Origin of the sequence: Pseudomonas luteola NBRC 103146 (assembly GCF_002091675.1) — a bacterium.
Lineage (GTDB): Bacteria > Pseudomonadota > Gammaproteobacteria > Pseudomonadales > Pseudomonadaceae > Chryseomonas > Chryseomonas luteola.
In genome coordinates, this window is record NZ_BDAE01000025.1 from 1 (window position 1) to 26157 (window position 26157).

Annotated in this window: 26 protein-coding genes; 18 read left to right on the top strand and 8 right to left on the bottom strand. The window is 55.8% G+C overall.

The window, feature by feature from the left end:
* Positions 1–419 precede the first annotated feature (419 nt).
* Both PLU01S_RS20635 and PLU01S_RS20640 read left to right on the top strand, forming a co-directional pair.
* Entirely contained in the window at positions 420–683 is a 264-nt protein-coding gene (locus tag PLU01S_RS20635; protein ID WP_074823544.1) for a type B 50S ribosomal protein L31, read from the top strand.
* Positions 684–806: 123 nt separating this feature from the next.
* Positions 807–1784, top strand: coding sequence for an SDR family oxidoreductase (locus PLU01S_RS20640; protein WP_074823549.1), 978 nt, complete (start codon positions 807–809; stop codon positions 1782–1784).
* Between the two features lie 3 nt (positions 1785–1787).
* Here the strand turns inward: PLU01S_RS20640 and metR are convergent, their stop codons facing one another.
* The 5 genes from metR to PLU01S_RS20665 form a co-directional block, all read right to left on the bottom strand.
* Positions 1788–2705 (bottom strand): transcriptional regulator MetR, encoded by a 918-nt coding sequence (metR, locus tag PLU01S_RS20645; protein WP_010795096.1) that lies wholly within the window; start codon positions 2703–2705, stop codon positions 1788–1790.
* Between the two features lie 109 nt (positions 2706–2814).
* Positions 2815–4356 (bottom strand): glycerol-3-phosphate dehydrogenase, encoded by a 1542-nt coding sequence (gene glpD, locus PLU01S_RS20650; protein ID WP_010795095.1) that lies wholly within the window; start codon positions 4354–4356, stop codon positions 2815–2817.
* A gap of 153 nt (positions 4357–4509) precedes the next feature.
* Positions 4510–5265 carry a DeoR/GlpR family transcriptional regulator gene (locus PLU01S_RS20655; RefSeq protein ID WP_010795094.1) on the bottom strand — a complete coding sequence of 252 codons (756 nt, stop codon included), beginning with the start codon at positions 5263–5265 and terminating at the stop codon, positions 4510–4512.
* A gap of 128 nt (positions 5266–5393) precedes the next feature.
* The gene (gene glpK, locus PLU01S_RS20660) at positions 5394–6899 is read right to left on the bottom strand and encodes a glycerol kinase GlpK (RefSeq protein WP_074823553.1); all 1506 of its coding nucleotides are present in this window, start codon (positions 6897–6899) and stop codon (positions 5394–5396) included.
* Between the two features lie 14 nt (positions 6900–6913).
* Positions 6914–7807 (bottom strand): MIP/aquaporin family protein, encoded by an 894-nt coding sequence (locus PLU01S_RS20665; RefSeq protein ID WP_010795092.1) that lies wholly within the window; start codon positions 7805–7807, stop codon positions 6914–6916.
* 303 nt (positions 7808–8110) lie between these two features.
* On the opposite strand from PLU01S_RS20665, the gene ybaK reads away from it, so the two are divergent.
* Positions 8111–8581: a Cys-tRNA(Pro) deacylase gene (ybaK, locus tag PLU01S_RS20670; protein WP_010795091.1), complete on the top strand. Its 471-nt coding sequence runs from the start codon at positions 8111–8113 to the stop codon at positions 8579–8581.
* 318 nt (positions 8582–8899) lie between these two features.
* On the top strand, positions 8900–9685 hold the full coding sequence (locus PLU01S_RS20675) for a PhzF family phenazine biosynthesis protein (RefSeq protein WP_074823559.1): 786 nt from the start codon (positions 8900–8902) through the stop codon (positions 9683–9685).
* Positions 9686–9687: 2 nt separating this feature from the next.
* Here the strand turns inward: PLU01S_RS20675 and PLU01S_RS20680 are convergent, their stop codons facing one another.
* Complete coding sequence (locus PLU01S_RS20680; RefSeq protein ID WP_074823565.1) at positions 9688–10722, bottom strand: ABC transporter ATP-binding protein; 1035 nt, start codon at positions 10720–10722, stop codon at positions 9688–9690.
* Positions 10719–11636, bottom strand: coding sequence for an ornithine carbamoyltransferase (gene argF / locus PLU01S_RS20685; RefSeq protein WP_010795088.1), 918 nt, complete (start codon positions 11634–11636; stop codon positions 10719–10721). Before argF ends, PLU01S_RS20680 begins: the two co-directional genes overlap by 4 nt.
* Before the next feature lie 331 nt (positions 11637–11967).
* Here argF and PLU01S_RS20690 point away from each other — a divergent pair, with 331 nt between their 5' ends.
* The 12 genes from PLU01S_RS20690 to PLU01S_RS20745 all read left to right on the top strand — a co-directional run bounded on the left by PLU01S_RS20690 (position 11968) and on the right by PLU01S_RS20745 (position 23234).
* Positions 11968–12399: a hypothetical protein gene (locus tag PLU01S_RS20690; protein WP_010795087.1), complete on the top strand. Its 432-nt coding sequence runs from the start codon at positions 11968–11970 to the stop codon at positions 12397–12399.
* A gap of 230 nt (positions 12400–12629) precedes the next feature.
* A complete protein-coding gene (grxD, locus tag PLU01S_RS20695; RefSeq protein ID WP_010795086.1) occupies positions 12630–12956 on the top strand; it encodes a Grx4 family monothiol glutaredoxin in 327 nt (108 codons plus the stop codon).
* 118 nt (positions 12957–13074) lie between these two features.
* Positions 13075–14169 (top strand): MFS transporter, encoded by a 1095-nt coding sequence (locus tag PLU01S_RS20700; protein WP_074823568.1) that lies wholly within the window; start codon positions 13075–13077, stop codon positions 14167–14169.
* 92 nt (positions 14170–14261) lie between these two features.
* The gene (locus PLU01S_RS20705) at positions 14262–16256 is read left to right on the top strand and encodes an FUSC family protein (RefSeq protein WP_074823574.1); all 1995 of its coding nucleotides are present in this window, start codon (positions 14262–14264) and stop codon (positions 16254–16256) included.
* Positions 16243–16446, top strand: coding sequence for a DUF1656 domain-containing protein (locus tag PLU01S_RS20710; RefSeq protein ID WP_010795083.1), 204 nt, complete (start codon positions 16243–16245; stop codon positions 16444–16446). The genes PLU01S_RS20705 and PLU01S_RS20710 overlap by 14 nt, the downstream gene beginning before the upstream one ends.
* Positions 16447–16488: 42 nt before the next feature.
* The gene (locus PLU01S_RS20715) at positions 16489–17391 is read left to right on the top strand and encodes an efflux RND transporter periplasmic adaptor subunit (RefSeq protein WP_019365826.1); all 903 of its coding nucleotides are present in this window, start codon (positions 16489–16491) and stop codon (positions 17389–17391) included.
* A gap of 295 nt (positions 17392–17686) precedes the next feature.
* Entirely contained in the window at positions 17687–17995 is a 309-nt protein-coding gene (locus PLU01S_RS20720; RefSeq protein ID WP_010795081.1) for a DUF485 domain-containing protein, read from the top strand.
* Positions 17995–19653, top strand: coding sequence for a cation acetate symporter (locus tag PLU01S_RS20725; RefSeq protein ID WP_074823580.1), 1659 nt, complete (start codon positions 17995–17997; stop codon positions 19651–19653). Before PLU01S_RS20720 ends, PLU01S_RS20725 begins: the two co-directional genes overlap by 1 nt.
* 61 nt (positions 19654–19714) lie before the next feature.
* Entirely contained in the window at positions 19715–21514 is a 1800-nt protein-coding gene (locus PLU01S_RS20730; RefSeq protein WP_074823583.1) for a DUF294 nucleotidyltransferase-like domain-containing protein, read from the top strand.
* Positions 21514–22137 (top strand): 3'-5' exonuclease, encoded by a 624-nt coding sequence (locus PLU01S_RS20735; protein WP_074823586.1) that lies wholly within the window; start codon positions 21514–21516, stop codon positions 22135–22137. The genes PLU01S_RS20730 and PLU01S_RS20735 overlap by 1 nt, the downstream gene beginning before the upstream one ends.
* Positions 22138–22311: 174 nt before the next feature.
* Positions 22312–22470: a DUF3309 family protein gene (locus PLU01S_RS20740; RefSeq protein WP_010795077.1), complete on the top strand. Its 159-nt coding sequence runs from the start codon at positions 22312–22314 to the stop codon at positions 22468–22470.
* 350 nt (positions 22471–22820) lie between these two features.
* The gene (locus tag PLU01S_RS20745) at positions 22821–23234 is read left to right on the top strand and encodes a hypothetical protein (protein ID WP_074823589.1); all 414 of its coding nucleotides are present in this window, start codon (positions 22821–22823) and stop codon (positions 23232–23234) included.
* Between the two features lie 22 nt (positions 23235–23256).
* Here PLU01S_RS20745 and dacB read toward each other — a convergent pair whose 3' ends face one another.
* Entirely contained in the window at positions 23257–24717 is a 1461-nt protein-coding gene (gene dacB / locus PLU01S_RS20750) for a D-alanyl-D-alanine carboxypeptidase/D-alanyl-D-alanine endopeptidase (protein WP_074823591.1), read from the bottom strand.
* A 268-nt stretch (positions 24718–24985) separates the two neighbouring features.
* Here dacB and PLU01S_RS20755 point away from each other — a divergent pair, with 268 nt between their 5' ends.
* Both PLU01S_RS20755 and bcsQ read left to right on the top strand, forming a co-directional pair.
* Positions 24986–25375 (top strand): hypothetical protein, encoded by a 390-nt coding sequence (locus tag PLU01S_RS20755; protein ID WP_074823594.1) that lies wholly within the window; start codon positions 24986–24988, stop codon positions 25373–25375.
* The gene (gene bcsQ / locus PLU01S_RS20760; protein ID WP_074823596.1) at positions 25366–26157 is read left to right on the top strand and encodes a cellulose biosynthesis protein BcsQ; all 792 of its coding nucleotides are present in this window, start codon (positions 25366–25368) and stop codon (positions 26155–26157) included. The genes PLU01S_RS20755 and bcsQ overlap by 10 nt, the downstream gene beginning before the upstream one ends.

The following is a 26157-nucleotide window of genomic DNA, read 5'->3' on the forward strand; positions in this document are numbered from 1 at the left end:
AGGGAGGGTGGCTAGCGGGTAAAATGGCAAGGAATAAATCCTGTACCATTTTTCATACCACTCAGCGGGTGTACGAGGGTGTATGCGGGGAGTTACCTAACGCTGGAATCCCCTCTGCGGAGCATGAGCCATACTCCAGCTATACCGCACATAGTTCCTTACCGGTTGCTCCGTTGGGGTGGGGAGGTATTGCTCCACAGGGAAACGACAAGCATTTGTGGGGATAAGTTGCATTTTTCCGCCCGAATGACTCAAGGCAACAGGCTATTACGGGGACTGGGTACCGTTTTCAGGCCTTAGTGAAATTAATCTGCTGGTAAGGGTTGAAAGCCACCGGCAAGACCTTATATTGGTAATGTATCGTTATAATGTAACGAAGCGGCTCGATGTAGAGTCCAACCGAGTATCCAGGAGGTACCATGAAACCAAATATTCATCCTAACTATCGGCCAGTGCTTTTCCATGACACCACGGCAGATCATTACTTCCTGATCGGCTCTACAGCACAGACTGATCGTACCCAGGAATTTGAAGGCAAGACCTATCCCTATGTGGCATTGGACGTGTCCAGTGCTTCGCATCCAATCTATACCGGTGAGCAGCGCCAGTTGAAAAGCGAGGGTCGCGTCTCTAGCTTCAACAAGCGTTTCGCAGGGTTTCCGGGCGGAAGCAAGTCTTCCTAGTAATCCGGCCTCTAAAAAAAGCCCTCATGATTTTGAGGGCTTTTTTATGTCTGAATGAAGGAATGGCTGGCGGTAAGCGGGGTCCTCTTTTAATCAGCTTGAAAAAGCAAAAGGGGATACCTGATGAAAGCACGCAATCTAGATAGCGCCATTGTGGTCATTACTGGCGCTTCCAGCGGAATTGGTCGGGCCACCGCTCAGGCGTTTGCACAACAGGGGGCTTGCCTGGTATTGGCTGCTCGAGATAAGGCGGCATTAGACGATACGGTTTCCGAGTGTCTTCTCCTGGGAGGCCGGGCGATTGGTGTGCCTACGGATGTCACGTTGATGGAGTCAGTCTCGCAATTGGCCGAGCGTGCGCTGGAATTTGGACGCGGACGGATTGATATCTGGGTCAACAATGCGGGTATCGGTGCGGTAGGCAAGTTTGATGAGACGCCTTTTGAGGCGCATGAACGCGTCGTGCAGACCGACCTTCTAGGCTATCTGCGTGGCGCCTACGCCGTTGTGCCGGTTTTCAAACGGCAAGGGTCAGGGGTTTTGATCAATACCTTATCGGTAGGCAGCTGGGTACCGCTTCCCTATGCAGTGGCCTATTCGGCTGCCAAGTCAGGCCTGAGAGGGTTTACCGAAGCCTTGAGAGGCGAGCTTACGCGCTGGTCCGATATTCATGTCTGCGATGTTTACCCTGCGTTCATCGATACGCCAGGGCTGCGAGACGGCGGTAATTACAGTGGAAGGACAATAAAGCCTACGCCACCTGTTTATGATGCTCGAAAGGTCGCCAGAGCCATCCTCTCCATGGCGCGTTATCCACGCAAGTCTACGACAGTAGGGCAGGCCGCCACGGTACTTCGTGCAGCCCATGCGCTGGTGCCTGGTTATGCTCGGCTGTCCCGGATCTTTATGGATCGCGCCTTGAGTCGAATGGAGCCGGTAGAGCACTCCTCGGGCAATCTGTTCAGCCCTCCCAGTGGCAATCGCAGTGTCGATGGAGGATGGCGTCGTCCTGATGAGCGCATGGTCGTGGCAGCAACCAGTGCTGCGGCGCTAGTGTTTGGGGCGTACCTGTACCGGCGACTGACGGAGCGGTCAGATTGATCCCTAACGTGCCGCACTGACGCCTTCAAGCGTAGCGAAGGATGTGTCCTTGGCTGTTAGTAAAAAGTCCTGCATGAAGGGAGCTTCCAGCATGTCCTCTCGAATACCGGCATACAGTGTGGCATACAAGCCTTTCTCACCCAGACGCTTCGCGGTCACATAGCCACGCGAGCTGTACTCATGGAGCGCCCAGTTAGGAAGACAACATACGCCCCGGCCGGATGCTACCAACTGCAGCATCATGACCGTCAGCTCTGCCGTACGTATGCCAGCAGGCTCGACGCCGGCCGGGTCGAGAAATTGCCTGAAGATATCCAGACGCTCACGGTCGACCGGATAGGTGATCTGCGTTTCTTCAGCCAGATCCTCAGGCACGATGTAAGGCTTGCCAGCTAAGGGATGCTGGTTGGCCATGGCTAGCTGCGCTTCATAAGTAAAAAGCGGAATGTAAGTGATGCCGGTGAGATCAATCGGGTCTGACGTGACGACAAGGTCAAGATCGCCACGTGCCAGGGCTGGTAGCGGGGCGAATGAAAAGCCCGAGGCGAGATCCATCTCCACTTCAGCCCAGGAATCACGAAACTGATCAATGGTAGGCATCAGCCACTGAAAGCAGCTATGGCATTCAATGGCAATGTTGAGGCGCCCGGCAGTGCCGCCAGCAAAGCGTGACAGGTCACGTTCCGCACTGCGAAGCTGAGGTAATACCGCATCGGCCAATTGCAGGAGGCGCAGGCCGGCACTGGTAAAGCGCACTGGCTTGGTCTTGCGGACGAACAGGCTCAGACCAAGGCGCTCTTCAAGCTCTTTGAACTGATGAGACAGTGCAGATTGGGTCAGATGAAGACGTTCGGCAGCTTCGACAAGGCTGTCAGCCTCACGCAGTGCGTGTAACGTTTTCAAGTGACGAAGTTCGAGCATGGCCTGGATCCTGATGAGTGCAGCAGGTATCCATTATGAATGATTTCCAAGCCAAGGAGGGCATGAATGAAACTGGCTCATGATTCGGCCAGTTTCATTCACGTATCCATTACGCTGCTGCGTGACTGGCCTTGCGGATATCCAGACTGCCTAGATAGGTTTCCAGCTTGGTCTTGTCACCAGGGGTAAACTCAAGGCCCAGCTTGGTCCGGCGCCAGAGTATGTCGTCTGCCGCGTTGGCCCATTCGTAAGCATGGAGATAATCCACTTCACGCGCATACAGGTCCGCCCCCAGGCATTCGCCTAGGTCGGCCATTTGCGTAACGCCTTCCAATAGCTTGCGCGTGCGGTTGCCATAGGTGGTTGACCAGCGCTGGGCAAGTGCTGCTGGCAAATCCTTGACCTGTGCCTGTAACTGTTTGGCCAGTGCTTCAGGCGTCGTCATGTCTTCTCCGCCCGGTAGCGTAGCCTTGGCTGTCCAAGGCTGTCCCATCGTCTTGAAGAACGGCTGCAACTGCTGCATGGCCGACTCGGCCAGCTTGCGGTACGTGGTCAGTTTTCCACCAAAGACCGACAGCAAAGGCGCATCGTTTTCAGGAGCCGACAGTGACAGGGTGTAGTCACGAGTAATGGCTGAAGGATTGTCTGACTCGTCATCACACAGGGGACGTACGCCCGAGAACGTATGCAGGACGTCACTGCGGGTCAGCTTGTGGCGGAAGTGTGCGTTTGCCACACCCAGGATGTAGTCAGTTTCCTGCTCGGTAATCTGTACGTTGGCTGGATCACCTTTGTACTCACGATCCGTGGTACCAATCATGGTGTAACGACCCAGGTACGGAATCGCAAAGACAATCCGACGATCTTCGTTCTGCATGATGTAGGCATGATCGCCTTCATATAGCTTGGGCACGACGATGTGGCTGCCTTGAATCAGTCGAATACCATAGGGCGAGCGCTCTTTGATGTTTTCGCGAACGATCTGGGCAACCCATGGACCTGCCGCATTGACCAGGGCTTTTGCCTTAATCGAGAAGGTACTGCCGTCTTCACGCTGAAGGGTCAGGTGCCACAGTTTGTTGGCGCGATGGGCGCTTGTGCAGGTGGTGCGGGTATGAATATGGGCGCCACGCTCGCGGGCAGCCATGGCGTTGAGTACAACGAGGCGTGCATCGTCTACCCAGCAGTCCGAATACTCGAAACCCTGGTTGATATCACTGACCAGAGGGCTATCGGAACCGAACCGAAGACCACGGGAGGCGGGGAGCTTTTCACGCTTGCCCAGGTGGTCATAAAGGAAGAGACCTGCGCGAATCATCCAGGCCGGACGCAGATGTGGCCGGTGCGGCAGGACGAAGCGCATGGGCTTGACGATATGCGGAGCCTTGGCCAGCAGTACCTCGCGTTCGGCCAACGCTTCGCGTACCAGTCGAAATTCATAATGTTCGAGATAACGCAGGCCACCATGAATCAGCTTGCTGCTGGCCGAGGAGGTATGTCTCGCCAGGTCGTCACGTTCGCAGAGAAAGACGGACAAGTTACGGCCTGCGGCATCGGCTGCAATACCAACACCATTGATACCACCGCCGATCACGGCGATGTCGTAGATCTCGGAAAGGGGCGGCGTCCCGAGCAAAGTGGACTGAGGCATGGGCGTCTCCTGTTATAAACGAACATCAATGTTCGTATTCGAACAATCGTAGACAAAAGAGTTGCCTTGCGCCAGTCGTAAACCGATAAAAAAACTCTAAAAGGAAAATAAACGAACTTAAATGAATTAAATGTGAAAGGCCTGACACTCTGGTCAGGCGATTTCAAGACGGACTTTGAATTGAGAGAGCAGCCGGGTAAAGGCTTCGTCTGGTTGAGACTCGGTAAAGAGCACATCGATCTGCTCAAGCGAGCCCAGGCGAATCATGGCGCTGCGTCCGAATTTACTGGAGTCGGCTGCCAGAAAGACCTTGCGCGCGTTTTCGAAAATGGCCTGTGAAACGCGAACCTCCTGATAATTGAAATCCAGCAGAGTGCCGTCTTCATCGATGCCGCTGATGCCAACCAGCGCGTAGTCCACTTTGAATTGCTTGATGAAGTCAGCCGTCGCCTGGCCTACCACGCCGCCGTCACTGCGCACGCTGCCACCTGCAATCAGGACTTCGAAGTCCTCTTTCGCGCTAAGGATGTTCGCAACATGGAGGTTGTTCGTAATGATCTTCAGGCTACGGTGATTGAGCAGCGCGTGAGCGATCGCTTCGGTCGTCGTACCGATGTTAATGAACAATGAGGCATGATCCGGGACCTGTGCTGCAACGGCCTCCGCGATACGACGCTTCTCATCACGCATTTGTCCAGCGCGCATGGTGTAAGCCGTGTTTTCCACGCTGGAGTCATGGGCGGCACCACCGTGATAACGACGCAGCAAACCGCTTTCGGCCAGCTGGTTGATGTCTCGACGAATCGTCTGGGGGGTTACGGTGAAATGCTGGGCAAGCTCCTCGATGCTGACATAGCCACGCTCGCGGACAAGGTCCAGGATGTTCTGCTGACGGGGCGCCAGGCTCATGCAATCTTCCTTCAACGGTGGTTTGACAGGAAGAATGCCGTAGCGAGGCGCCGGGCGCCAGTTCAGTGCATCAACTTCATCGTCCTGATGTGAAAAGGGCGACTTCCCAGTCGCCCCGTCCAATGACATCAGTCCTGCGCCCAGCCGCGAGTACGCTCGACAGCTTTCTTCCAGCCCTTGTAAAGCTCCTCTCGATGGTCGCCATCACAGGTGGGCTCGAACACGCGCTCGATGGTGCTCTTGTTGCGTAGTTCGTCCAGGCTGCTCCAGAAGCCGGTGGCCAAGCCAGCCAGATACGCTGCACCAAGGGCAGTAGTTTCCTTCATTTCGGGGCGCTCTACGCAGGTGCCCAGAAGGTCGGCCTGGAACTGCATGAGGAAGTTGTTTGCGACGGCACCGCCATCCACACGTAGCGAGCGTAGACGCTCGCCGGCATCCTGCTGCATGGCATCCAGTACGCCGCGAGTCTGATAGGCAATCGACTCCAGGGCTGCACGAATCAGATGCTCAACCTTGACGCCGCGGGTCAGGCCAAACATGGCTCCGCGGGCATAGGGATCCCAGTAGGGAGCGCCCAGGCCTGTAAAGGCCGGTACCAGATAGATACCATTGCTGTCCTTCACCTTGGTGGCGAAGTACTCGGAATCCAAGGATTCGTTAATGACCTTGAGCTCATCGCGCAGCCACTGAACGGTAGAGCCACCATTAAAGATGGCACCTTCCAGTGCATAATTCACCTCCCCGCGTGGACCGCAGGCAATAGTGGTTAGCAAGCCATGCTGGGACTGCACCGCTTTCTCACCAGTGTTCATCAGCAGGAAGCAGCCGGTGCCATAGGTATTCTTGGCTTGGCCCGGCTCTACACACATCTGGCCAAACAGGGCGGCTTGCTGGTCACCTGCAATCCCTGCGATCGGAATGCCGGTTTCCTGGCTGCTGCCCAGAGTGGCATAGCCGTAGACTTCGGAGGAGGAGCGAACCTCCGGCAGCATTTCGCGGGGGATATCCAGTGCTTCAAGCATCACGGGATCCCAGTCACGCTTATGGATATCGAAAATCAGGGTGCGTGAGGCATTGGTGTAGTCGGTGACATGGACCTTGCCCTGGGTCATCTTCCAGATCAGCCACGTATCGACAGTACCGAACAGCAGCTCGCCACGGCGGGCGCGCTCACGGCTGCCCTCCACGTGGTCCAGGATCCACTTAATCTTGGTACCGGAAAAGTAGGGGTCGATGACCAGTCCGGTCGTGCGGCGGATATGTTCTTCCATGCCGTCACGCTTGAGCTGATTGCAGATCTCTGTGCTTTGGCGGCTCTGCCATACGATGGCATTGTAAATCGGGCGGCCTGTGGTCTTGTCCCAGACGATGGCGGTTTCGCGCTGGTTGGTAATACCGATGGCGGCTACATCGTCATGGCTAATGCCTGCATGAGCCAGGGCCTCCACAAAGGTAGCGCTCTGGGTGGCCCAGATTTCCATCGGGTCATGCTCGACCCAGCCGGCTTGCGGATAGATCTGTGCGAATTCACGCTGAGCAATGCTCACCACATTGGCGTTACGATCCAGCACGATGGCGCGGGAGCTGGTGGTGCCCTGGTCCAGGGCCACGATGTAATGCTTGTTATTAGACATGATGGAAATCCTTATTATTGAGCCTGTGACGCGCTGATCTTGGGCTGAGCGGCGGCGTCTTTCTTATTCGTTTCAACTGAGGTTTCTTTGACTGGAATGTCGCACGCTGCTGAGCCAAGACTGGGCAGGTGACGGCAGATGAGTGCCTTGTAAGCAGCGGCACCCAGGCAGGCACCCAGGATGGGCGCGAAGATCGGTACCAGGAAGTAGGGTATATCGCGGCCACCGGTCAGGGCTACATCACCCCAGCCAGCCAGGAAGGTCATAAGTTTAGGACCCAGGTCACGAGCCGGGTTCATGGCGAAGCCTGTCAGCGGGCCCATGGATCCACCGATCACAGCAACAAGCAAACCAATTAGAAGCGGGGCCAGTGGGCCGCGTGGAAGACCATTGCCATCGTCGGTCAAGGCCATGATCACGGCCAGCAGGATGGCGGTAATGACCATCTCGACCAGGAACGCCTGACCAACAGACAGGGCTGCGTTCGGATAGGTGGAGAACACACCCGCAAGCTCAAGGCTGGCTACGCTACCGCGTACCATATTGTGAGCCTGTTCGTATTCGAAAAAGAGGCTGTTATACAGGCCGTATACCAGCGCGGCGCCACAAAAAGCGCCTGCGATCTGCGAAATGATGTAGAGCGGGACTTTTCTACGCTCGAAGCCGCCAAACAGCCAAAGCGCAATGGTAACGGCAGGGCTCAGATGTGCACCCGACACGCCAGCGCTCAAGTAAACCCCCATGCTGACCGCAATGCCCCATATGATGCTGATTTCCCAGAGCCCTAGAGTGGCTCCGCCAACCTTCATGGCAGCGACGCAACCGGTTCCGAAGAAAATGAATAATCCTGTTCCCAAAAACTCGGCAATGCATTGCCCACGTAGGGTGGGCATTAGTGGAGTACTCATACGAGGAGCCTCTTGATTGTTGTATTTATTGCGGTAGTAGAAAAAAAGTGAAACTACATCCTTTCGGAAACGAAAAGTTAGTTTCAAAATCGAACGTTGTCAAAGGTTCTTCTTTCATCCCCATAGAAAATTGTGATGAGCGAAGCAGGATATTTTATGACAGGCAAAACACTTGTTTGAAAGGGAACTTTATAAGGCGTGTTTCAGGTCACGCTTGCGGGACGCCCCAAGTAAGGCATTACCAGGCTTTACACGCTACAAAGGCAGAGACAAACTGAATCATAAAGCCACAAGGATAATGGCATGACACCAGCGATAAACCTGCTTAAAAAGTACAAGATAGAGCATCGCGTGCTCAGTTATGTACACGATCCCAAAGCCGCTTCGTATGGACTTGAGGCGGCAGACAAGCTTGGACTTGAACCCGTCCGGGTGTTCAAAACATTGTTGGCTGCTACCGAGAAGGAAGAGTTGCTGGTGGCTATCGTTCCGGTAGGTGGCAGTCTTGACCTGAAAGCCTTGGCTCATGCGGCGTCTGTCAAAAAGGCAGACATGGCGAATCCTCAGGTAGCCCAACGTGCTACCGGCTACCTGGTAGGCGGAATCAGCCCGTTGGGGCAGAAGAAACGCTTGAGAACGTTCATTGACAGCAGTGCCGAGCGGTTTCCTACCATTTATGTCAGTGCAGGCAGACGTGGCCTTGAAGTGGAGCTGTCTGCCCAGGCGCTGGCTAGCCTGACCGCAGGGCAGTTTGCCGAGATTGCACGGGAGTAATGTGCAGGTTCTCTGCTCGTACGGGTAGCGGGCAAATGAAGTCCTTTCAACTGAGTTGACCAATCGATTCACTGCGCTATGGTCAATTATTGCCGCTCTGGTGTTTTCCCTTGATCGCTATCTGGCTGCTCGCTATTACAGCGGGCTTTGAGTGTGCCCGTAGCGGTTGGTGACAAGAGTGCCGATGATCCGAGAGATCCTACGCAGAGCGAGTTGCCGGACCAGTTTAACTGTCATAGCTGGTGAACTGTACATTGTGACGTAGGCACGTTTCGCTCATGCTGTACGAAGAACTCAAAAGAAAAGATGGAGCAAACCATGCAACTCGACTTTCACCAAATCGATGCCTTCGCTGATCGTCCGTTCGCGGGTAATCCAGCGATGGTCTACCGTCTCGATGCATGGTTGCCGGACGATCTGATGCAGAAGATTGCCGCTGAGCATAATCTGGCGGAAACGGCCTTTATCCGTCGGGAGGGTGATGTCTGGCGCATTCGGTGGTTTACCCCAAAGGTTGAAATACCGTTGTGTGGCCATGCGACGCTGGCAGCGGCTCATGTACTGTTTACTGTTTATGAGGAAGCGGGAGAAAAGATCGAATTCATTTCCCGCTCCGGCACCTTGCGTGCCTATAAGGAAGAGGATGGGCTTCTGGCGCTGGATTTTCCCGCACAAATTCCAAGTGAGATCGGTTCCACACCAGAGCTGGAGCGTGCATTAGGCGTTAGTCCGGTCGATGTACTGGGCGCAGATAAGCTACTGGTTCTCTTGGAGTCGGAGGAGGCGGTGCACAACTGCAAGCCTGACTTTGCGGCTCTGGCGCGCCTGCGTTGGCCGGGTGTTATTATCACCGCTCGAGGTGAGCGGTATGATTTCGTGTCCCGTTTCTTTGCGCCTGGTATTGGCATCAATGAGGACCCGGTGACTGGCTCGGCTCATTGTAGCCTTATTCCCTATTGGTCTCGTCGCCTGGCGAAGCGGATGCTGCGGGCCTACCAGTGCTCGGAGCGGGGCGGGGAACTCTGGTGCCGTCTGGATGGCGAGCGCGTGAGCATCGCGGGTCACGCTCGTCGCGTCGCCAGTGGTCGTCTATTGCTGGATTGACGTTATGTGGCGCTGAAGGTTGTCAGCGCCGTTCTCTTGAGCGCAATTCCGATCTGTTCACCGATGCTGTGCTCAATAAAACCTGGGAAGGACGCTTCGAGGCGTGCTCCTGACGCAAGCGCTAGTTGATAGCGGGTGCTTGCACCTAGAAATACCTGGTTGACCACCTGCGCAGTCAACGTGCTCGCGGGGCTATAGAGGATGTCGTCAGGCCGAAGGAGAACGCGAAGCTCATCGCCTTCCTCGAACGCTTTGTTCCTGGCCCTGACAACCCCAAGTTCCGTTCTGATCGATTCTGAGTCGACGGCACGACCCGGAATGAAAAATCCCTGGCCTACAAACGTTGCCACAAAGGGCGTGGCAGGGGTCTGATAGAGGTGCCCAGGTGTATCCCATTGCTCAAGATGGCCATGCTGAAAAACCCCCACCTTGTCACTTACCGCAAACGCTTCTTCCTGGTCATGAGTCACCAGGATGGCGCTGGTGCCTCGAGCTTTTAGAATATCCCGGACTTCGCTGCTGAGCGATCGACGAAGCTCTACGTCCAGGTTGGAAAAAGGTTCATCCATCAATAACAGGCGAGGCGACGGTGCCAAGGCGCGAGCCAAGGCAACACGCTGCTGTTGACCACCTGACAGCTCATGAGGATAGCGTTTAGCCAGCTGCTCCAGTTTGACCAGGGCCATCAGCTCACCCACGATGCGCTCGCGCTCGGGATGCTTGCGAATACCAAAGGCGATGTTGTCACCTACGTTCAGGTGAGGAAAAAGAGCATAGTCCTGAAAGACCATGCCGATCTCGCGCCGCTCTGGCGCCAGGGTAAACCCCGCTCGGGAAATGACCCGATCGGCGAGACGGATTTCGCCCTGCATGACAGGCTCGAATCCGGCGATGGCGCGCAGCGTCGTGGTTTTCCCGCATCCCGATGGACCAAGCAGACAGCCAATCTCTCCTGACTCAAGAGACAGGCTCAGGTCGCTTACGATCGTACTGCCACCGTAGCCGCAGGCCAGATGGCTGAGCGTGAGAATGCTCATGCGTTGCGTGTATGTGGGATCAGAAACTCCATCAATGCCTTTTGCGCATGCAGGCGGTTTTCTGCTTCATCCCATACGACCGAGCGTGGATCTTCCAGCAGGTCGTGACTGATCTCTTCTCCGCGGTGGGCTGGAAGGCAGTGCATGAAAACGACGTCCCGGCTGGCTTTGTCCAAGAGCTCACGCGAGACCTGATACGCCTTGAACGTTTCCAGACGGATTTTCGATTCCTCTTCCTGGCCCATGGATGTCCAAACGTCAGTGCTGACCAGATGAGCGCCTTCTACGGCCTCCGTTGGATCACGAACAATCTGAATGCGGGCACCGGCGCGCTCAACGAAGCGGGCGTTTGGCTCAAAGCCTTCAGGGCAGGCCACGCGCAAGGTGAAGTCCAGTTGTTCGGCAGCTTCTATATAGCTGTTGCACATGTTGTTCCCGTCGCCGATCCAGGCCACAACCTTGCCCTGAATGCTGCCGCGGTGTTCGAAGAATGTCTGCATATCAGCCAGCAGCTGACAGGGATGAAGGTCATCAGACAGTCCATTGATAACCGGAACGTTGGAGTTTGCCGCAAAGGTCGTCAGGGTGCTGTGGGCATAGGTACGGATCATGACACCATCGAGCATACGGGACATGACGCGGGCACAGTCATCTACCGGCTCACCGCGGCCTAACTGAGTGTCGCGCGGGGACAGGAAAATGGCTTGGCCACCTAGCTGGATCATGCCTGCCTCGAAGGACAGACGCGTACGGGTCGAGGCCTTTTCGAAAATCATGCCAAGAACACGATTTTTCAACGGTTCGTGGCTGACGCCTCGACTACGCAGTTCTTTCAGCTCGATGCCACGGCGGATCAGCTGCAACAGCTCATCGGGTGTGCAATCCATGAACGAAAGAAAATGCCGAGCGCTCATCATCAATACCTATGAATACAGGCCAGGGGTGCCGGCCGGCTTCAGGAAAAACAGGCTACACCCAAAGCTACTGCCGCACCTATGCGGAGGAAAGGGAAGGGCCGGATCTTATAAGTAATTTATATATTTGCGCAAATCCCTGGCGAGGCTGCAGAAAAGATGAGATTGCAACCGGTTATTACGCAAAAGGTAAAACTTCACAAAGATTGGAAAATTGTTCCGCTACGGTTGTTACATTTTTGTTAAATGACTACTATGCCGCCCGCCTTTCGAGGCGACGTTATTACCCCGCAACGGGGTTATTGGAAAATTGTATGCAAAGGAGTATTGCATGAAACGCGTAGTGTATGCCGCTGCCTTCTCTACTTTGGCCCTGCTCACTGGCTGTGCCAGCCAGAACGTAAGTCAGCCAGCTCTACCTCTGGGTGGCGCGGTTGATACCGGTTTGAAAGCGGATGTCAAAGTAGGTGAAACCATCACAGGTCAGTCTTCCGTAAACGTTCTGTTCGGTATGCTGAAGCTGGGTGGTGATAGCAAGTTTGCAGACGGCGTTACCTATGGTGGTGGCGAAGGTGGTTTTGCTCTGGGACTGGATCCAGTCTCCTCGGCCAAAGCTGCTGCAGCTTACAAGGCTGTCAAGGCTTCGGGTGCTGACGTAATCGTTGCTCCGCGTTATGAAGTCGATGTTCAGGACTACCTGGTGTACAAGGCCGTCAACGTCAAAGTGACTGGCCAGAAAGGCACCATCAGCTCTATCCATTAAGGATGAGCTCGAACCGGCGGACATGGAGTTCGCCGGTTCGAAGAGAAACGACTGCCGCGTTCTTTCTTCCTCCCGCCAATTTCTCCTCCTGCGTCAAGTCACGCCGTTATCAGGCTTGTAAATTGTTCCTGTTGTCCTTATCTGTATGGACGGGTGGCCAGAGGCAAAACCGAGCGTTTCACTGGGTTTTCCGTTACACTGGTCAGCACTGAAATTCAGCGAGGTGCACCGTGGATATCATCGAAACGATCAAAGAACAGATCGCCAATAACCCTGTTCTTCTTTACATGAAAGGCTCCCCCAATGCTCCGCAGTGCGGTTTCTCTGCCCGTGCCTCGCAAGCGTTGATGGCGTGTGGTGAGAAGTTCGCCTATGTGGACATCCTGCAAAATCCTGAGATCCGGGCCAATCTGCCTAAGTATGCCAATTGGCCAACGTTCCCCCAGTTGTGGGTAAACGGTGAGCTGGTAGGCGGTAGCGATATCCTGCTGGAGCTGCACGAAAAAGGTGAGCTTCAGCAGCTGGTCAAAGGCGCTGCGGGTAAAACCGAGGCCTGATCGGATGGCCAGATGAACTTCTGGTAACCGCTTCGGCTCTGACTGCCTGGGTTGTCCGGTAGTCAACCGGATTCAACAAAGCCCCGCTTCGGCGGGGCTTTGTTTTGCTGGAGTGGTTATGTCTGAGAAGACATTGACAGGCTCTGCGCGTTGGGCTTGCGCTTATTTCTTTGCTATCAATGGACTGGTGCACGGCAGTCTGATGGCGCGGATACCGGCTTTGAAAATGCAGGCCGGACTTGACGAAGGTACGCTTGGACAGGCGTTGCTGTGCCTGGGGCTGGGTAGCCGCCGGATTGTAATTGGTGGAGGGCTATTGCTCCTGCTTGCCTTTCCCTTAGTCGGGCTGGCCCATCAATGGATCAGCTTTGCCTTGGCGATGTACCTCATTGGTTTGGCCAGTGGCGCAATGGATGTTGCGGTCAACACGCAGTCTGTAGAAGTCGAACGAGCCCTTCGGCGTCCGACGCTTTCGCTTCTTCACGGGATGTACAGTCTTGGCGGCCTGGTCGGTGCGCTAGGGGCGGCTGCGCTGGTGGCATTGTCACCCGTCTGGCATTTCCTCTTACTGGCAGTGATTGCTCTTATCTTTCTGCTGCCTGGCGGTAAACGGCTTTTGCCTGATGAGCACATGCCTGCGCGCACCCATAAAGGTTCGGGGCTGCGTTTGCCGCCCATGGCAGTCGTAGGGCTGGGTCTCATGGCGTTGTGTTCGTTTGTGTCCGAAGGCGCTATCGCTGACTGGAGCGTCTTGCTTCTGCATGATGTGAAAAGTGCCAGCGAAGGGTTATCCGCCTTGGGATATGCCGCTTTTTCCGCCACGATGGTATTTGGCCGACTCTTTGGCGATCGCCTGCGTGTTCGCTTTCAGGATTACTCACTGGTTCGTGCGCTTGGAGGGTTGGCAACACTGGGAATGGTTGTAGCGCTGCTGGCGCCTCATGCGATCATTTCGATCATTGGGTTTGCTCTGGCCGGTCTGGGACTGTCGATCATTGTGCCGATCCTTTTCAGTGCTGCAGGCAATCGCCCGGGCATTGATCCGGGCGTTGGCGTCGCCGCTGTTGCCACTCTGGGATATGGCGGGCTGCTCATGGGGCCTCCGCTGATCGGTCTGTTGGCCCAGGCAGTAGGACTCAAGCTGGCCTTGCTGTCCATTGTGATGTTATGTGCCGCGCTGTGTCTGCGCGCGGGCATCGTTCGAAGGGCATAGCGAGCCAGCTGCCTGATATTGTCCAAGTGGATGCAAGGAACTTCCTGACGCCTTCGTGAGCCTATCGGTCATCACTCGACGATAATAAGCACGTGCGTATTCCCTGGCAGGTCTTCCTTGCGCCGAGCCCGTTGGCGCTCAAGTTTGCGGTCAAGACGCTTTTTGCGGCGTGTCTGGCCCTATGGCTTGCGTTTCGATTCGATCTTGAACAGCCCACATGGTCGATGATGACGGTCTTTATAGTCTCGCAGCCGTTGTCCGGCATGGTGGTAGCCAAGGGTCTGTTTCGTCTGATCGGGACCGTAGCTGGGACGATCATGTCTGTGGTGTTGATTGGCCTGTTTGCACAGACGCCCTGGGCTTTTCTTCTGGCCATGGCGCTCTGGCTCGGGTTGTGCACCGCTGCGTCGACCTTGCTGCGCAATCATGTGTCCTATGCCTTCGTTCTGGCCGGCTACACCGTAGCGATCATCGGCCTGCCAGCCATTGCTCAGCCGCTCGGCGTCTTTGATCAGGCAGTCGCTCGCTGTACGGAAATCTGTATGGGCATCATTGTGGCGTCTATCGTCAGCTCGGTGATCTGGCCGCAACGTGTAGAGCAGAACCTGAGTCAACAGGCCAGCAAGGTGTGGCAGGCGGGTCTGCAGGCAGCACGCGCTGAGGTGGCTGAAGATGAAACCGCTGCGACCGGACTGCTTGGGGTGTTTGGCCAGATCGTGGCTGTCGATGCGCAGCGCGACCACACATGGTTCGAGGGCCATCGAGGACGTCAGCGTGCCCGTGCGTTGCGACTGTTCTGTCGAGATCTGCTGAGCCTGTTGCGTACCTCGCGGGGCGTGGTTCGCCAGTGGCGTAACCTTGAAGCAGGTGAACGAGAGGCGGTCGCGCCCTGGCGTGAGGAGGTTATCCAACATCTGGACCCGTTCGAGCCAGCGGCCATTGATGCATTGCTCAACCGGCTCCGTGACGAGCTCAATGACCCACGTTACAACAATGACCAGCGCTACTTTCTAGCTCGCCTGGGCATTCTGCTCGGCAAGGCGCTAACGGCTGAACAGGCCGAACGGGCGGTTGCCCGTGGCGTGGCTGATGACAGTGCTCCTTCGGCACTGTCCTGGCACCGTGACATCCAGACGGCGCTGTTGTATGGAATGCGCAGCGCGTTGGCATTGCTCGGACTTGCGATCTTCTGGTTGAACACCGCTTGGCCTGCCGCAACCGGTGCCATGCTGTTGGGTGCTGTTTTATGCAGCCTGTTCGCCAACCGCGATAACGCCGTTCAGATCGGCCTAAGTTTTCTTCGTGGTATTGCCTACGCCATCGTGGTGGCTATTGTTGTCAGCCAGGCCGTATTGCCGTCATGGTCCGGCTTCCCGTTATTGTGCCTGGGTATGGGGGTTCCGCTGTTTTTTGCCGCGCTTGGAATGGCGGGGCCGCCAGCGGTGGTAGGTACGGCTACTGCGTTTGCGTTGCACTTCATTGTGCTGGTTTCGCCAAACAACCATACCCGCATGGACATGGCTAACCTGCTCAATCAGGCCCAGGCGCTGGTCATTGGAGTTGGCTTTGCCGTCGTGATCTTTCGTTTGATTACGCTGCGTCACCCGCGGCGGCTGATCCGAAGAGTTCTTTCAGCCACGACCTATGACCTGCAGCGTCTGACAGAGCGCCCTCTTGGTATTGCTGAAACCTGGTTTGGAGGGCGGATGGCCGATCGATTGCTGCAACTGGCACGCAATATCAACCTCATGCCGCTTCATGAACGTCGTCGCTGGCACGATGGCCTGCTGGCATTGGATCTGGGTAACGAGCTGTTGCACCTGCGCGCCTGCCTTGACGGGGCGACCGGCTCACTGGCGGCGGAGCGCGATCGTTTCCTACAGGCGTTTTCGGCAGCCCTGGCAAATGGTCTGGAGCACGTACGGCCGGAGCAGCTGGATGAACCCGCGAACCGATTACGCTCTGTATTAGAAGCCGTACCAGAGCCGGATGAGCCCAAGCGCCTGGCTCATGGAGCGGTTCGCCAGTTGCAGCGAACCTGGACGATGTGGTGCCAATCGCTTGAGGATCACCATGGACCTGCATGAATGGGCTATCGGCGGCGTTTACCTGAGCCCGCTGTTTCTTTATGCGGTAGCGGCTTTATTACTGACAGGTGTGATTCGGCTGGTCATGCATAAATTTCATGCGAGTCGCTGGATCTGGCATGAGGCGCTATTTGGGTGCGCACTGTTTCTGCTGCTGCTCGCAGCCATTACCTGGGTTGCCGCAACGTGACGTGGTCAAGGTGAATATGAACGCTTGGATGAGGAGGGCATGATGCGCAAGGTGGCCCGTGTAGCGATTACAGTGGTCGTGGTGATAGTGGCCGTGCTGGCTGGCCTATGGCTGTGGCGGTTTTACATGCTCTCGCCCTGGACGCGTGATGCACGTGTTCGAGCCGATGTCGTAGTCGTCTCGCCCGATGTGGCCGGTTGGGTGACTCGCTTGCCTGTCAAGGATAATCAGCTGGTCAAGAAAGGTGATCTGATCATGCAGATCGACCGGGAGCGATACCAGGCTACGCTCAACCACGCCCGTGCCGTTGCCGATACACGCAAACAGCAGCTGCGCCTGCGTGAGAGCGAGGCTGAGCGCCGTAATCGTCTGGGTGTCAGCGCCATTAGTGCCGAAGACAGGGAAAATGCGCAGATTAACGCTGCCGTGGCACGGAGTCAGTATCAGGAAGCGCTGACGGATATCCGGCTGGCGGAGCTTAACCTGGCGCGTAGCCAAGTGCTGGCGCCTCGCGAAGGGCGCATCACGAACCTGCGATTTGCCGAAGGTAACTACGTACGTACCGGTGAAGCTGTCATGGCGCTGGTTGATACGCGCTCTTTCTACGTCATGGCCTATTTCGAGGAAACCAAGATCCCGCATATTGCAGTAGGGGATGCCGTCAATATCCGCCTGATGAGCCACAAGGGGATTCTCAAGGGGCGTGTGGCCAGCATCAGTAGCGGAATCACCGACCGCAACGCAAGCCCGGACGAGCAGCTATTGGCGGAAGTTCAGCCCACGTTCAATTGGGTACGACTGGCGCAACGTATTCCGGTCCGCGTAGAGCTCTTGGATGTGCCGCCGGAGGTGCAATTGAGTGCCGGAATGACCGCTAGCGTCTCGGTGCTCGATGCCGAAGGGCATCATCCGCTGGAGGGGTGGCGCAGTCTGTGGGATTACTAGCGGGCCCGCCGACAACTCTCGAGACACATGCCGTCACACAAATAGCTATGGTTGATCAGGTCGGATAGCCCACGTTGCTGTTGCCGCCGTAAGCGTATTCGGCATCCGAGCCATATGCCGACCGCTCCAGTCCCGCCGCGTCAGCGGGGCTGTAGGGTCGCACTTTTAAGCCTCTACCCTTTATCTCGCGAAACAGTCCCTTTATCCCGGTTACGACTAAAGTCGTCTGGCTGTCAGGTGCCGGTAGCCTAGAGTACAAATCGACGATCCCCGTCACGCTGTGAGGACAACAATAATGAACGACAGCATCTACCGGCGGATAGAACAAAATCCGCAATTCAAAGAACTGGTTGCCAAGCGTGAGCGTTTTGCCTGGCTGCTTTCCCTAATCATGTTAGGACTCTACGTCGCCTTCATCCTGCTTATCGCCTTTGCGCCACATGTATTAGGTGCTCGGATCAACCCGGATAGTCCGATTACCTGGGGAATTCCGATCGGTGTCGGTCTGATTCTTTCCGCTTTTATCCTGACAGGTGTCTATGTTCGCCGTGCCAATGGTGAATTCGACCAGCTTAACCGTGCCATTTTGAAGGAGGTTCAATAATGAAAGCGCCTCTCTCTGCAGTAATGGGACTGGCTCTGTTCGCTCCGGCTGCCTGGGCTGCCGATGCGTTGACCGGTGCCGTTCAACGGCAACCTTTGAACGTGGCCGCTATCGTAATGTTCGTTGCTTTCGTGGCGGGGACATTGGGGATCACTTATTGGGCTTCCAAACGCAACCGTTCAGCGGCAGATTACTACGCTGCTGGCGGTCGCATCACGGGCTTTCAGAATGGTTTGGCAATCGCAGGCGACTATATGTCTGCCGCCTCCTTTCTGGGTATTTCCGCGCTGGTATTTACGTCGGGTTATGACGGCCTGATCTACTCCATCGGCTTTCTGGTCGGATGGCCGATCATTCTGTTCCTGATTGCCGAGCGCTTGCGTAACCTGGGCAAATACACCTTTGCCGACGTTGCCTCCTACCGTCTCAAGCAGAAGGAAATCCGTACCCTGTCTGCCTGTGGTTCGTTGGTGGTGGTGGCGTTGTACCTGATCGCTCAGATGGTGGGTGCGGGCAAGCTGATTCAGCTGCTATTCGGCCTTGACTACCACGTGGCGGTGATCCTGGTCGGCATCCTCATGGTGATGTACGTATTGTTTGGTGGCATGCTAGCAACCACCTGGGTACAGATCATCAAGGCGGTGCTGCTGCTTTCGGGCGCAAGCTTCATGGCCGTCATGGTAATGAAGTCCGTCAACTTCGACTTCAGTGCGCTGTTCTCCCAGGCTATCGCGGTCCATCCGAAAGGCGAGGCCATCATGAGTCCTGGTGGTCAGGTAAAAGACCCGATCTCAGCCTTTTCTCTGGGTCTGGCGTTGATGTTTGGTACAGCAGGTCTGCCGCACATTCTTATGCGCTTCTTCACGGTGAGTGATGCCAAGGAAGCCCGCAAGAGCGTGTTCTACGCTACCGGTTTCATCGGTTATTTCTACATCCTGACCTTTATCATCGGTTTCGGCGCGATCCTGCTCGTCAGCACCAATCCTGCGTTCAAGGATGCTGCCGGTGGCCTGATTGGTGGCAACAACATGGCGGCGGTGCATTTGGCCAACGCGGTGGGTGGCAGCATCTTCCTGGGGTTCATCTCGGCGGTAGCGTTTGCAACCATCCTGGCGGTGGTAGCAGGTCTGACCCTGGCGGGTGCCTCGGCGGTGTCCCATGACCTCTATGCCAGCGTGATCAAGAAAGGCAATGCCAACGAAAAGGATGAGCTGCGTGTCTCCAAGATCACCACTGTGACGCTGGGCGTGGTTGCGATCGGCTTGGGTATTCTGTTCGAGAAACAGAACATTGCCTTCATGGTGGGTCTGGCTTTCTCGATCGCGGCCAGCTGTAACTTCCCGGTACTGCTGCTCTCCATGTACTGGAAGAAACTGACCACGCGAGGTGCCATGATTGGTGGCTGGTTGGGGCTGATCACAGCGGTAGCTCTGATGATTCTGGGCCCGACCATCTGGGTCACTATCCTGGGTCATGAAAAGGCGATCTACCCTTATGAGTATCCAGCACTGTTCTCCATGCTCGTAGCGTTCATCGGGATCTGGTTCTTCTCGATTACGGACAAATCTACCGCAGCCGATGAAGAGCGTGCTCGATTCTTCCCGCAGTTCGTTCGCTCTCAGACGGGTCTTGGCGCTTCCGGCGCAGTGGCTCACTAAGTCGTACTGAATCGGCAGGCTCGTCAGGGCCTGCCGTTTTCATTTCAGGCGAATTCGCGTCATGCCGGATAATTTCAACTTCGAGGCAGCCCCGTTCGATACACTCAGTGAGTATGAACGTAACCTGCTTCGCTCGGCGCTATCGGTCGGATACTACGTGCCTGGCGAGATACTGATCGAGCCGGGTAGCGTCACGCTTGCACTCTATATCGTGCTGAAGGGTGTCATTGAGGAGCGTGGCAAGGACGACCAGCTATTTGCACACTATGGGCCGGACGATCTCTTTGATGTGCGGGGGCTTTTTGATGGACAGACCCGGCATGCCTATCGAGCTGTTGAGGAAAGCATCGTCTACGAACTCAACGCCAAGATGTTTCATGAACTGTGCGAGCGAAATACCTCGTTTGCTTCTTATTTCCAGGCAAGCCTTGCCACCAAGCGGCAACTGGCACGCCGGGACGGGCAGAATCTGGCGGAATTCATTCTGACTCGCATTGCCCGTGAGCATCTGATGCCTGCGGTGGAAGTCGGTGCCGATCTGTCATTGGGCGAGGCCGCCCGTACGCAGCTAAAGGTCGGCGCCGATGCGTTGCTGGTCCGGCTGGAAGACGGCTTTGAAGGGCTGGGTATTGTGACCAGAACGGACCTGATGGTTGCCCATTTTCAACAGGGGCTGGGTGACGAGACACCTGTCGGGACGCTGGCGCATCAGCCGTTGGCTTCTGTAGAGCTGGGCGACTTTCTATTCGATGCCATGATTCTTATGACCCGCCAACGCATCGAGCGGGTCGTGGTCAGGCAAGGTAATCAGGCAGTCGGCCTACTGCATCTGACCCAAGTGCTGAGTCTCTTTTCCACCCACTCTCATGTTCTGGCGCTGCGGATCGCTCGCGCCGAAACGCTAGATGAGTTGCAGCGAGCCGCCGAAACCCTGGATATACTGATTGCTACTCTGGAGGGTAACGGCATTCGGCTGCGCTTTATCATGCAACTTGTTAGCGCACTGAATGAGCAGTTGCTGGCGCGCGTCTTCGAGCAGTGTGTTCCTGTAGCGTATCGCTCCCGTTGTTGCCTGGTGGTCATGGGAAGTGAGGGGCGAGGAGAGCAACTGCTCAAGACCGATCAGGATAATGCGCTGATTCATGCGGACGACATTGCAAACGAGGAAGCTCTGGCCTGGATGGCCCGCTTCAACGAGGCACTCATGGGGTTTGGTTATCCTCAATGCCCAGGAAGGGTAATGGCCTCGAATGCGGTGTGGTGCAAGCCTGTTAGCGAGTGGCGGCATGAGCTTCTGAAGGCCGCCCGCGAGGGGCATCCTGAGCAGCTGCTGCGTCTGTCCATTCTGATGGATGCCCACCCTGTAGCCGGAAATGAGCATTGGTTTATGGCTGTGCAGGCTCAGCTGAGCGTGTGGTCTAGCCCGGGGGAGCGCTGGCTGAGCGATATGGCGCTGGCTGCCTTACAGTTCGATACGCCATTGACCTTGTTTGGTGGGCTCAAAACATCTGGCGAACGCCTGGACATCAAGCGTGGAGGTCTTTTCCCGATCGTTCATGGGACCCGAATACTCGCTCTGCGAGACGGTTTGATGGTGCGTGGCACCTTGGGCAGACTGCAGATGCTAGGCGAGCGAGGCATTCTGGATCGAAACATGGCCGATAACCTCGCTGAGGCTTTCGAGCTGTTCATGCAGCTACGGCTGTCACAGCAGTTGGCAGGCGACAGGAGTGGATTAACGCAAGGTATCGATGTGTCGATCCTGAGCCGGGCCGAGCGAGACCTGCTGCGCTTCAGCCTCCATGTAGTTAAAAAATTCAAGCAAACCCTGGGACGTCTGTTTCATCTGGATACGCGTTGATGGCTGCCTACATCTCAAGACCTGATTTGCATTGGCCCCTTTGGCGGCAACGCCTGCATTGGTGGTGGCATGACCCGATGGACGCCGATGAGATCGTTTCGCTGGATTTGGAAACGACCAGCCTTGATCCGCGTCGGGCCGATATTCTCAGTGTGGGTGCCATACTCATTCGACAGGGGAAGATGCAGGTAGGGGAACGTCTTGAGCTGTACGTCGAGCCGCCACCCAGTCTGGACGCCGAATCGATCCGCATTCACAAGCTACGTCGGATGGATCTGGAGGGGCAGCTCAATATCCGGGATGCCCTGAGACAACTGCAAGACTTCATCGGAAATCGCCCGCTGCTGGGTTATTACGTATCCTTTGATATCGCAGTGCTCAGTCGTCATTTCCGCCGTTACGGGATGCCCAGGCTGACGAATCCCCGGATCGAAGTGTCGGCCCTCTATCATCGCAAGGTCAGCCGCTTGTTTCCCGATGTGCACCTGGATTTGCGCTTTGACACCTTGTCGCGGGCATTGGACATACCGGTGACGGGGCGGCATACCGCGCTTGGAGATGCACAAACGGTTTCGCTGATGTTTCTTAAATTATTGAAGGGGCCTGTGCCCAAGCCGTACTAAACAGAAAACAGTGTGCTTCTCGTCAACAAGCGAAGCGGTTGCAGGACTTTTCCGCAGGGGTAGCAGTCCGATAGTACAGGTACGCTTTTTTCTTATTCCCCGAGCTTTTCCGGTCTCGGTGATGGGAAGTGACCTGTGCCGTGGATTCCCGTAGCGGTTATAAGGAGATGCATCATGTCGCTGACTACCATATTGGTTCTGGTCCTGCTTGTTCTGTTGATTGGTGGATTGCCCGTGTTTCCGCACTCGCGCAGCTGGGGATATGGCCCGTCCGGAATCGTGGGCGTGTTGCTGGTCGTACTGCTCGTGCTGGTGTTGCTGGGAATGATCTAGCATCGACGACTTAAAGATTAAAAGTCTTTTATAATCAATTGCTTAAGAATCGATTGAGACAGGCTATTCCCTGCTTTTTGCCCCTGTTTGGTGCGTAGGAGAAAATTCTTGCCCAAAGAGGTGCAAGAGAGTAGGGTTCTCTTCACCGGCCTGCCTTGCCGATGTCAGTTGTGAGACAAAACCAGAGCCAAGCGTTGCTTGCTCTGGTTTTGTCTTTTCTGCGCTACCTCTTCTTATTTCACTCGTCTCAGTGCCTTGCATCACGGAGCGATCATTCAGGTGTTGCGCGGCGTTTAATCGGCCAGGCGGCTGTGATAAAAGCCCAAGGAGTAGCAAAGAGGGAGTGTTCCGTGGATTCGGAATCCATAGTGTATGGCTGCATCAAGGATTGGCCGACGAGCGACTCCATGGAGCGCCGGATGCGCCGGGCTTTGAATCGTCGTGTCCTGGCCAATCTCCCTCATGATTCCTGGGCATTTCTGGGGCGGGAGATGTTCAGCCAGTGCGAGCAGGCCGGCGCAGGTCTTTATAAAACCCAGGTCATTCACTTTGGCGCCAGTTATGAAGGCGTCGAGTATGAGTGGAAATTATGGGTCGAAGAGTTCGAGGCCCTGCTCAAACGCCTCTATTGGGCTAGCGCCGTGGTGCATCTGGAAACCGGCTTGAGCGGTACTCATACGTTCCGTTGGGAATCTGAGAAAGGCTTCCATAGCCCACAGGAAGATGACTTACGGGCACGGTGTGCCTGGGAGCGGGAGGGCTGAAGCCCTCCCGTAGCCGCTGTTCTCAGCGAGCAGCAGTGCTGTCCTGCTTGGTACGGTTGTACAGATCCACCATAACCTGATCCAGTACGCTGGACGCACCCCAGGGACGGCTGCTGTTCAGAATCGCAACCACCGCCCACGTCCTGCCATTGGCATCCCGGCTGAAGCCGGCCAGAGCGCGTACGTTATTGAGCGTTCCCGTCTTCATGTGGGCCTGTCCGAGCAGGGGTGTATTCTTCAGGCGCTTGCGCAGCGTGCCATCCATGCCTGCAATGGGCAGGGAAGAGATGTATTCGTAGGCATAGGGGCTTCGCCAGGCTGCCTGAAGAATCAGGCCCATTTCCCGCGCGCTGATGCGCTCATCGCGGGACAGTCCCGAGCCGTTTTCCATGACCAGGTGCGTGGCGGTGATACCTTTGCGGGCCAGCCACTGACGAATCACACGCTGCGCCGCTACGCCATCATTCGCGTCCGCGCTGGTGCGGTATTGGGCACCAATGGACAGGAACAGCTGTCGCGCCATGGTGTTGTTACTGTATTTGTTGATATCGCGAATGATCTCGACCAGATCAGGCGAAAAGGAGCGAGCCAGCAGCTCTGCGCTCTTGGGTACCGTACCCTCCCGGTCCTTGCCCATGATGGTGCCGCCCAGTTCCTTCCAGATGGCGCGTACGGCACCTGCGGTATAGCTTGGGTGATCCAGCAGTGACAGGTAGCTCTGAGCGCTACAACCGCTAGGCAGGTTGCCCGTCACGATAAGGGCAGTGCCGTCCGCTTCCGTGACTGGGTTGAACCGTATTTCAGGCCACGCCGGGCATTTGCCCTTGCCTACGGCCTTGACCTGATTTTCGATCCGCACGTTGGTCAAGGGTGGGTCCATCGAGACGCTGGCCTTGCCGTCATCGGCACGAATGACCATGCGGACCGACTTCAGATTGACCATCAAGGCATCCGGGCCAACCAGGAACGGCTTGTTCTCATCGTTGCCGTCATCGTTGAAAACAGGAAGTTCAGGTTTGATGAAGCGGCCGCGATCCAGAACCAGATCCCCGTTGACCTGGGTGACGCCATTGGCGCGCAGATCACGCATCATCAGCCACAGTTTTTCCATGTTCAGCTTTGGATCGCCACCGCCTTTGAGATAAAGGTTGCCGTTGAGCACTCCGTTGTGGAGCTGGCCATCGGTGTAGAACTCCGTTTTCCACTGATAGGTAGGACCTAGCAGTTCCAACGCCGCAAATGTCGTAATGAGCTTCATGGTAGAAGCAGGGTTTACGGAAACATCGGCATTGTAAAAGTCAGCGCTTCCGGCAGCATCCAGCGGAATCATGACCAGGGACAACTCGTCATTGGCCAGTTTGTTCTTTTGCATGAGCTGCTGCACTTTAGGTGGCAGCACGGTAGTGTCGGCGTAGGTCAGAGCGGGTAAGCCCAGAGGCAGAAGGCCTAGCGCAAGTGAAACGGAGCGGAAGAATTTCAGCATTAACAAACCCCAAAAGAAGGCTGGGCCGAGATGAAAAGGTGATAGCCGAGCGATCTGTTACAAGAAACAGACATTATGCAGCAAACCGGTTTATAGCCAATACAGCCTGTGAAATGACTAGCACGCGTTGTCAGCTTTCCGCCTGGAGGAATTAAACAGCCATTTATCTGGCGGATCTCCATAATGTGACAAATATCGCAAAAGATAATGATCGATTGTGCATTAGGTATTAAAATGATAGCAAATTGCCATACAGACGATTGCTATCATGAGCGAGCGGGACATCCGGGACTACATTAACAGCCTTAATGAAGAAAACCTGAACCGGCAGTCTGGGGCATCGGCTCAAGCAGGGGATACGCTGGGGTGGGCACTTCTCGATGCCATTGCCTCGCCTGTTGATCAGCCATTACCTGTTATCCACTCTTCTTCTGCGGTCTCTACCGAGGCCATTCCAGCGGTGACGAGCAATCCCTTACAAGAGGCGCGTGAGCCCTCGTCAGGCATCGTTCCTCCGGTGGGTGTCCAGGCCAAGCCTGTCTCAGCCGCTCATACGTTTGGCAATATCTTCAAGATTAAACCGGCAGTGGACGAGGTAGACCTTCAACCTCAGGACTCTCTGAAAGCGCTGCTTAAGAGTATTGCCACATGCCGTTAATCTGTGTTGCCTCTCCCAAGGGTGGTGTAGGCAAGACGACCGTGACGGCCAGCCTGGGGTATGCACTTCAGCGTCTGGGGCGACCAGTAGTGTTGGTTGACTTCGACGTGCAGAACGCTTTGCGCCTGCATTTTGGGTTGCCGCTCGGGCTGAGTCAGGGATTTGTTGAAAGCGCTCTGGCGGGCGCAGACTGGCGGCAGCTAAAGATAACCTCTCCAAGCAATATTCAGGTGCTGCCATACGGACGGGTTAGCGCAACGACGCGTCTGGTGTTCGAGCACCGCCTGCTCAATGATCCTTCTTTTCTGAAGGAAGGGCTGGCAGATCTGCTCACGATTCCCAATATGATTGTATTGGCAGATACGCCGCCTGGCCCAAGCGCTGCTCTGAGCGCACTTATCCATCAGGCGGATCTCTGCATAGCGGTACTGTTGGCCGATGCAGGCTCGGTTGCATTGCTGCCGGACATCGAATCCGGTGAGTTCTTTGGCAGTGCTGGAACGGAAACCGTGCGCTATGTAGTCAATCAGGTGGATCGGCGGCGGCGCCTCAATCGAGACGTCTCGGTGTTTCTGCAGGCGCGCTGCGGTGGCGCATTGCTGGGCATGATCCATCGTGACGAGTCACTGCCTGAGGCGCTGGCAAGTCAGCAATCGGTTTTCGCATTCGATTCGGCATCGGCCGCCGCCCATGACCTCGATATGCTTGCGCAGCGATTGCTGGCCGCGCTTGAGCAGCAGACCACACCTGTATCTGATACGCGTCAACGGCAGTATTCCTGA

Coding starts and splice junctions, on each gene's coding strand:
- PLU01S_RS20755 (WP_074823594.1), top strand. CDS start 24,986: ATGAGCGAGCGGGACATCCGGGACTACATTAACAGCCTTAATGAAGAA.
- PLU01S_RS20700 (WP_074823568.1), top strand. CDS start 13,075: ATGTCTGAGAAGACATTGACAGGCTCTGCGCGTTGGGCTTGCGCTTAT.
- PLU01S_RS20640 (WP_074823549.1), top strand. CDS start 807: ATGAAAGCACGCAATCTAGATAGCGCCATTGTGGTCATTACTGGCGCT.
- argF (WP_010795088.1), bottom strand. CDS start 11,636: ATGAGCGCTCGGCATTTTCTTTCGTTCATGGATTGCACACCCGATGAG.
- glpK (WP_074823553.1), bottom strand. CDS start 6,899: ATGTCTAATAACAAGCATTACATCGTGGCCCTGGACCAGGGCACCACC.
- metR (WP_010795096.1), bottom strand. CDS start 2,705: ATGCTCGAACTTCGTCACTTGAAAACGTTACACGCACTGCGTGAGGCT.
- PLU01S_RS20715 (WP_019365826.1), top strand. CDS start 16,489: ATGCGCAAGGTGGCCCGTGTAGCGATTACAGTGGTCGTGGTGATAGTG.
- ybaK (WP_010795091.1), top strand. CDS start 8,111: ATGACACCAGCGATAAACCTGCTTAAAAAGTACAAGATAGAGCATCGC.
- PLU01S_RS20665 (WP_010795092.1), bottom strand. CDS start 7,807: ATGAGTACTCCACTAATGCCCACCCTACGTGGGCAATGCATTGCCGAG.
- PLU01S_RS20720 (WP_010795081.1), top strand. CDS start 17,687: ATGAACGACAGCATCTACCGGCGGATAGAACAAAATCCGCAATTCAAA.
- glpD (WP_010795095.1), bottom strand. CDS start 4,356: ATGCCTCAGTCCACTTTGCTCGGGACGCCGCCCCTTTCCGAGATCTAC.
- PLU01S_RS20690 (WP_010795087.1), top strand. CDS start 11,968: ATGAAACGCGTAGTGTATGCCGCTGCCTTCTCTACTTTGGCCCTGCTC.
- dacB (WP_074823591.1), bottom strand. CDS start 24,717: ATGCTGAAATTCTTCCGCTCCGTTTCACTTGCGCTAGGCCTTCTGCCT.
- PLU01S_RS20655 (WP_010795094.1), bottom strand. CDS start 5,265: ATGAGCCTGGCGCCCCGTCAGCAGAACATCCTGGACCTTGTCCGCGAG.
- PLU01S_RS20740 (WP_010795077.1), top strand. CDS start 22,312: ATGTCGCTGACTACCATATTGGTTCTGGTCCTGCTTGTTCTGTTGATT.
- PLU01S_RS20680 (WP_074823565.1), bottom strand. CDS start 10,722: ATGAGCATTCTCACGCTCAGCCATCTGGCCTGCGGCTACGGTGGCAGT.
- PLU01S_RS20675 (WP_074823559.1), top strand. CDS start 8,900: ATGCAACTCGACTTTCACCAAATCGATGCCTTCGCTGATCGTCCGTTC.
- bcsQ (WP_074823596.1), top strand. CDS start 25,366: ATGCCGTTAATCTGTGTTGCCTCTCCCAAGGGTGGTGTAGGCAAGACG.
- PLU01S_RS20710 (WP_010795083.1), top strand. CDS start 16,243: ATGGACCTGCATGAATGGGCTATCGGCGGCGTTTACCTGAGCCCGCTG.
- PLU01S_RS20635 (WP_074823544.1), top strand. CDS start 420: ATGAAACCAAATATTCATCCTAACTATCGGCCAGTGCTTTTCCATGAC.
- PLU01S_RS20735 (WP_074823586.1), top strand. CDS start 21,514: ATGGCTGCCTACATCTCAAGACCTGATTTGCATTGGCCCCTTTGGCGG.
- PLU01S_RS20725 (WP_074823580.1), top strand. CDS start 17,995: ATGAAAGCGCCTCTCTCTGCAGTAATGGGACTGGCTCTGTTCGCTCCG.
- PLU01S_RS20730 (WP_074823583.1), top strand. CDS start 19,715: ATGCCGGATAATTTCAACTTCGAGGCAGCCCCGTTCGATACACTCAGT.